1 protein-coding gene and 3 pseudogenes are annotated in these 8049 nt (G+C 36.7%); all 4 read right to left on the minus strand.

From position 1 onward, the window contains the following. A pseudogene (locus ACFIM1_RS08650) lies at nt 1-2849 on the minus strand (hypothetical protein); the annotation flags it as partial. 1117 nt (nt 2850-3966) lie between these two features. Then, nucleotides 3967-4497, minus strand: a pseudogene (locus ACFIM1_RS08655) (YadA-like family protein); the annotation flags it as partial. An 843-nt stretch (nt 4498-5340) separates the two neighbouring features. Next, nucleotides 5341-6645: pseudogene (locus tag ACFIM1_RS08660) on the minus strand (hypothetical protein); the annotation flags it as partial. 1056 nt (nt 6646-7701) lie between these two features. Then, the coding region (locus ACFIM1_RS08665; protein ID WP_375694608.1) for a YadA-like family protein at nt 7702-8049 on the minus strand (348 nt) is incomplete at its 5' end.

The following is an 8049-nucleotide window of genomic DNA, read 5'->3' on the forward strand; positions in this document are numbered from 1 at the left end:
CTAGCGCTACCGCCTAAAGACTTCGCAACATTATCACCTAACACATGAAGCTGATTACCCGTCACTGCATCCGTCGAACCAGATTTAATGTCCCCATCTAATAGAGACGTAAGCTTGCTGCTCTCTTTATTGTCTCCATGTGTCGCTACAAAGGCGCTCTTCGCTTCATTCCAGTTCAAAGAATCACTTTTTACATCAGCAATTTCTTTGGTAATTTCATTATGAATATTCGTAAAAGAGCTACCTACACCGGAAAAAGCCTCCGCTACATTACCATAGCTTTTCTCTTCATCATGACCTTCAGAATTGATTGTTTTAACCTTGAATGCAGGAGCTGTCCAAGCGCCATTTTCATACTTAGCGTTACCACCTAAAGATTTTGCAACATTATCACCTAACGCATGAAGCTGATTACCCGTTACAGCATCCGTTGAAATAGCAGAAATATCTCCATTTTGGAGAGATGTAATCTTGCTGTTTTCTTTCTTGTCTCCATGTATCGCTACAAAAGAACCTTTGGACTTATCCCACAACAAAGCGTCATTTTTAGCAGCCGTAATGTCCTTTTCAATCTCTTTGCTAATTTCATCCTTAATATTATTAAATTTATCTTTAACATTCTCGAATGAAACACCAACACCGGCAAAGGCAGATGCAACATCGTCATAAGTCGAGTCAGAAACACTACCATCAGATGCAAATTTTTTAACCTTGAATGTAGGTACTGTCCATGCGCCATTTTCATACTTAGCATTACCGCCCAAAGATTTTGCAACACTGCTTCCTAGGGTATGAAGCTGGGAACCATTTATGGCATCAGTTGAGGTTGCTGTAATGTCTCCATTCTTCAAAGATTTAATCTTGCTGTTCTCTTTATTTTCTCCATGGGTCGCTACAAAGGCATTCGCCGTTTTGCTCCAAATTAAAGAATCACTTTTTTCACCAGCAATTTCTTTTGTAATCTCATTCTTAATATTCGTGATGGAATCACCAACACCAGCAAAGGCAGATGCGACACTGTCATAAGTCGAGTCAGTAACGTCACCATCAGAATTGAACTGCTTAACTTTGAATATAGGAGCAGTCCACGTGCCATTCTCATACTTAGTATTACCACCTAAAGATTTTGCAACACTGCTCCCTAGGATATAAAGCTGAGAACCATTTATGGCATCAGTTGAGGCTGCTGTAATGCTACCATTTTCAACTGCCTGAATCTTTTTACCACCAGCATTTATACCGGAAGTCGTCACTTTTGGACCATTGGCAATCACTAAGCCTGTTGCGTCTAAGGTGCTGTCTCCTATTTGTATTTTATCAACCATAATGGACCTAGCTAGATCAAATTTCACTTTATTGTCTTTATCACCTTTTGTGACCGTGAGATTTGTACTTCCAGCTGCCAAATCCATTGGGCTGGTTGAATTAACACTCGTTTTATTTTTACCATTAACAGAAAGATCCCAATTTGGGTTTACAGTGTCTTGTAGAGCTTTTAGCTGCGCAACATTCACGGCATCAGTGTCGTTCGTACCTGCAGCAACATTTATAATCTGTCTGGTCTGACCTTTCTCAAAATTGCCAATACTGAGTGCACCATTAGTAGCTTTCCATACGTTATCCTGTTTATCTGAGTTCTTTCTAATACTAGGGTTATAACCCGCAACACCAGCTTTAACATTAGCCAGAGAGTATTCACCTAAGGCAATTCCTCCGTCAACTGATGCTTTTGCTTGCCGACCAAATGCCAACGCACTGTCGCCGTTGGCATCTGCGTTCTCACCAAATGCTAACGCATAGTCGCCGTTGGTATGTGCACTCCACCCAAGTGCAACCGCACTGTTACCGTAAACTTCTGCGTTCTCACCAACAGCAACCCCCCCACTTCCGTTGACGCTTGCACCTCGACCAATACCAATCGAAGAATCCCCACTAACTTTAGCATTTGAACCTAAGGCAATCGCCGACTCACTTTGCGCAAAATCTCCTTTCACTATTGATGCATTTTGACCAATAACAATTGCACCATACGCATCTTTATCTACAACGCGCGCATTGTTGCCAATAGCAATTGAATTTTCCGTATTAGCTATAGGATCTTTAAAAAAAACGTTAGCAGTATTAACGTTCACACCTCTTGTTAATTCATAAAGCTGGGAACCATTTACAGCATCGGTTGAATTTGCTGAAAGCTCACCAGGAGAAACATCCAAAAGAGTCCGAGGTTTACCCTCACTATTCAGAATAGATATTCGAGTTAATGGTGAGTTAGGAGCAATCGATAACTTAGTCATCTCAACCTCGCGATCTAGTGCACGAGGTAAGCTTCTCATAAGAGAAAAGCTGTCTGTATTTTTATGCAGATCATCACCGTGAAATGGATTATTTTGTTTTTCCCCAATAGTAGAGGGTTCCTTTATCTCAACAAGCTGATGATTTAAAGCTGCCAAAGCACTATTAGTGCCAGAAAATGCATCCGTTACATTCTTATAATCTTCACTTCCCGCAAATGCAGTATCAAAAGCATCTTTAGTCTGAAATTTAATATCAGGACTTAAGTTTTTTAAGGTATCTTCACTCTCTATAAATGCAGAGTCAACATCTCCATACACTTTACTGCCAACTACATAGGCCGGCGGAATACCTTTAAGTACATTTGCATCACCACTAAAATCGTTTGATATGTTATTAAAAATCGAAGTATTAGCAGAAACAGGAGAAACATTTGATAAAAAGATAATCACTGAAGCCACTAAAAACGCTGTAATAAACAGTAATTGATAAAACAAGCAAGAATTTTTAAAACCATTCACCACTGGCGCCTTTGATGTGGTACATAATTTTTTCATAATAAATTCTCCAAGTAAGAAAAACATATCAAGAACATTAAAAAGACACATTTCAGCACTAAGAGTGATTTGAAGATTTGTTTTTCGTCTGTTCTTTATAAAGCTTAAGTTTTTCGAAAAGATTGAAAGGAGCAGATTAGAGCTCCAGTGGTGTTGCGATTAACGTTGATTAATAGTTTGGTTAGTAAGGTTTTGGTTTATTCTGCCTTTAAGCAAGTTGTTTGTTTGTAGTAATTTTTGAATTTGTGGGTAAGAATAGAGAATGAAAGGGACATATTTGTACGCTACTGTTAGATGTGTGATTTATAGTTATTTAAAATAAAAGAGTTCGTTTTGTATGCTTAATGGACAATGAATATTTATGAGTGAAAGGTTTAGGTCATTTAGACCCCGTGATAAGTTCAGGTAAAACTTGTATAGGATTATTGTGGTTTTATCACAAGAACAAGTGATTTGTTTCTTGAGTCATTTTTCTTGAAGGGTTTTAAAGAAAAATGACAATAATCATGTGATTCTTTCATAACTTTCCGCACCTCCCTTTGCGAGAATTTTTTTGTTCTGTTTGTTCCAGAATGAGTCTTATAGACTTTCGAACAAAATAGCAAGAAGAAAATGAATTTAATTATTTTTACAGAATGAGTCTTTCTGATTTATGTAATCGTAAAATTCCCTATAATAAAAATTCATAACTTTTACGCGTATAGACTTATGTAGAGGTTCTGTTTTACAGTCAATTTGATGTATCTCTGTTTTGTCCAAAATGAGTCTTACTTTCATTGCCACTGCTGTGTACAGAGAAAATAATTAAAATAGTAAAAAGTGAGATTTTTTTGTTTCTTTAAGCATATCCCCCCAATGGATATTTTCTATTAATGAAATTATAAAACGTACAGTTTTAAAATACTGTGTAATTATGCGCTCTATCAATTTATATGATAATATTACTCTGCATTTGTAAAATTTTTGTTAAAGCGCTTCATTTTTTACTCAATTCAATCTCACTAAAATTATTCCTATAGAATATTAAGTGTATTACTCTGATAATATAAATTCGCCCTTGCCTAATAAGACAAGGGCGAAAATTCAGTTAAATTGCAGTTTTTCGCATTATCTGCTGTTATTTTAATTTTAGAGTTATTCCGCCACCTACTCCCCACTGGCCACCAGCACTGGTAGCTGATAGATTAGAACGAATCTTACCATCTTCAGATGTATAACCCGCACCAATAGCAAAAGCAGACTGGCCACGCCACAAACCGCCACCAAATGAAACACTCAAAGATCCTGGATCATCGAAGTAACGTAAATTAGACACCGCCAAACCAATCGCTGCTGCTTGCCTTGCCTCTTTGCGCACATTCGTAATATCATAACTTAATGCTTCAAACTTCCTATCGGTATAGGACTTCGCCTCGTTAACACCTTTACTGACTTGATCAACCGTATATTTGTTCGCATCATTAAGAACTATCTTCATCTGCTCTTCAGTATAATCATGCAACTGACCACCATTAACAGCTTCCTTAGAACCTTTCTCAATCTTACCATCCCCTACGTTGTCTATCAAGACAGGGTCGCTGTCATTAACACCTTTTAGAGTGATGCTATTGGTTTTCTTTCCGCTATCATCGGTATCATAACCAACCGCAATATCCACCTTTTTTTCAACGTTTGTTACCCTGCTCTCAACATTTGTTACCCTCTCTTTCATCTGCTGGAGCTGTCCGTCACTCCCCTCATAAGTTGACTTTTCTAAAATTTCACTAGGAGAAACAGTTACCGCGGTTGAATTATCTTCCTCATCCATAGAATTTTCCGCCTCATCTATGACAAGAGGTAAGCTTCTTAGAAGACGTGCGCTTCTCATAAAAGGAAAGCCGGCTGTAATAGTATCCGAACCACCTCTTCCAATTACAGGTTTTTCAACAATAGGAGCGTTATTTTTTATCTCAATAATCCGATGATTCAAATTTGTGAAAGCACTATTAACACCTGTCAATGCATCTGCAACGTTCTTATAGCTTTTCTGAGTCTCATTACCATCCTTATCAAAGGTTTTAACTATAAAAGTAGGATCATTCCACGTTCCAGCGTCATCATATCCAGCACCACCGCCGAAATAACTCGCAAATGCCTGAGCCATAAAATAAAGCTGGCCACCATTTACTGCTTCAGTCGATGTTGCCGTAAATGCACCACCCTTAACACCAGAGAGAATTCGTGAAGTATTCATACTGTTTGCAATATCTATTCTATTACCAGCTTCACTTCCACCAATCGTAATAAGCCCAGCGCTATTTTGCTTAACAAGATTATTCCCTGCCGAATTAATGACTATATTTTCAATCTTTTTATCAAGATTCGTGAAAGAACTATTTACGCCTGTAAAGGCATCTGCAACATTATAATAGCTCTTTTCAGCTCCATTACCATTCTTATCAAAGACCTTAACTGTAAAAGTAGGAGCATTCCAGTTTCCATCTGCATCATATCCAGCTTTACCACTGAAATAGCTAGCAATTACATTGCTCATAGCATAAGCTTGAGAACCATTGATTGCATCAGTCGATGTTGCTGTAATAGAACCAGCCTTAACACCTGAAAGAATCCGTGCTGCATTATTAACGTTCGCAATACTTACCCTCGTTCCATTCACTTTTCCACCAATGGTAATAAATCCAGCTGCATCTTGCTTAACAAGACTATCACCTGTCGCATCAATGACTATATTTTCAATCTTTTTATCAAGATTCGTGAAAGAACTATTTACGCCTGTAAAGGCATCTGCAACATTCTTATAGTCTCTTTCAGCTCCATTACCATCCTTATCAAAGACCTTAACTGTAAAAGTAGGAGCACTCCAATTTCCATCTTTATAGCCAGCACCACCACTGAAATAGCTAGCAATTACATTGCTCATAGCATAAGCTTGAGAACCATTAATTGCATCAGTCGATGTTGCTGTAATAGAACCAGCATTAACACCTGAAAGAGTCCGAACCGCATTATCAATATTTGCAATACTTACCCTCGTTCCATTTACTTTTCCACCAATGGTAATAAGTCCCGTATCATCTTGCTTAACAAGGTTGTTCCCTGCCACATTAACGACTACATTTTCAATCTTTTTATCAAGATTCGTGAAAGAACTATTTACGCCTGTAAAGGCATCTGCAACATTATGATAGCTCTTTTCAGCTCCATTACCATCCTTATCAAAAACCTTAACTTTAAAAGTAGGAGGCGTCCATTTTACTCTATCAAATCCAGCACCACCACCAAAATAGCTAGAAATAGCAAGACCTAGAGAAAAAATTTGGGAGCCATTAACTGCATCAGACGAGAATGGCGAAATCACACCATTATTAACACCAGTAAGAGTTCTCAATTCATGAGAGCTATTTTCAATGCTTATTCTATTGCCACGTGCATTCGCACCAATTGTAATAAGCCCTGAGCTATCTTGCTTAACAAGATTATTGCCCGCAACTTCACGTTCCAAACCATATAATGCAGAGCCAACATCTCTGTACACTTTACCGTTAATTATATAAGTTGGTGCAATATCTTTAAGTATATTTGTACCAGCACCAAAATACTGCGATACATTACCCCACGCATCACAAGCAGAAACAGGAGAAGCATTGGATAAAAAGACAGCTACTGAAACCAATGAAAGCGTTTTAATAAAAGGTAATCGATAAGATGAGCAAAAATCTTTCATATCACTCTCTTCTAGCATTTTAGGTATGTTATATATTTTTTTCATAATAAATTCTCCAAATAAGAAAAACATTAAAAAGACATATTCTTGTGTTAGGGAAACTTCAGAAGATATTTTTTCTTGTTTTGTAAAAAGATTAGGGTTGTCATAATGGGAAAAAGAACTATCTAAAACACCATGAGACTATCATTGGTGTTGGTCGATAGTATAGTTAATAAGGGTGTGGTTTTTACGCTTTTAGGGAGGTTGTATCTTTTGCTGTAAAACCCTTGGGGGTGGGAGTAAATAAAATACGTGTAGAGAGGACATGTTTGTATGCTCTTATGAGTTTTTTGTGTGCTTAAGAAGCAATAAAGATATTATTGCGAAAGTGAGATTAAGTTGTTTGCTGAATGAGCTAAGGTATTTTTTGTAGAGTTATTATACTTTTGTCATAAAAATAAGTGAGATAACTTTGAACCTTAAAGGTGTATCTCTTAAGTCTTTTTATGGTAAAGTAATAATGGTTATGTTTTTTTTTCATAACTAAACGCATTTCCTTTTGCGTAATTTTTTGCTCGGTTTTTTACGGATTATCTTTGCTCAAGCACTCTCTATAGACTATTAAGAAAAATAGCAAGAAAAAAATGAATTTAATTTAATAATTCTTTCTGATTTATTAAAAATTCTAAAATTTATAGCATTGTTCCTTGCTCTTTAGTCCTTTATAGGAGCAGTGATGTGTTATTGTACTTTAGATGTTATGATTAAAGTGAATCTTACTTAATCATTGCTATTGCTGCATACAGAGAAAATTGAAATAGTAAGAAATGGGATTTTTTATTTCTTTAAGCATCCCTCAAATGGATATTTCTATTAATAAAACTATAAAATGTATGCTTTCAAACTATTGTACGATTACGTACTCTATTAATTTACATAGAGATATCACTCTGCATTTGTAAATCTTTAGTTAAGACACTTCATTTTAACTAAAATTAGTTTCACTAAAATGATGACTATAGAATATATTGCTATAAAACTTTATAAGTATACTACCCTGTGACTTTCTGTATAAAATATTAATGCTCTATAATATAAAAATTTCGCCCTTGTTTCATTAAACAAGGGCGAATGCATTTTTTATTGTTAATTCAGCGTTAAGTTTATTCCAGCGCTTACCCCCCAGTGACCTCCTGAGCTCGTGACAGATAGGTTAGAGCGGATATTTCCACCTTCAGATGTATAACCAGCACCAATAGCAAATGCCGATTGACTCCGCCATACGCCCGTACCAAATGAAACACTCAACTTCCCTGGTGTATCATTATAACGTAAACCTGCTACTGCCAAACCAACAGCAGCGGCTTGCCTTGCCTCCTTGCGGACATCTTCAATGGCATAATTCAACGCTTCAAACTTCATATCTGTATAAGATTTCGACTCGTTAAAACCATCATTGATAAGACCACTAACTTGATCAGCCGTATATTTCTT

It is taken from the genome of Bartonella sp. AC158YNML (assembly GCF_042196725.1).
Lineage (GTDB): Bacteria > Pseudomonadota > Alphaproteobacteria > Rhizobiales > Rhizobiaceae > Bartonella.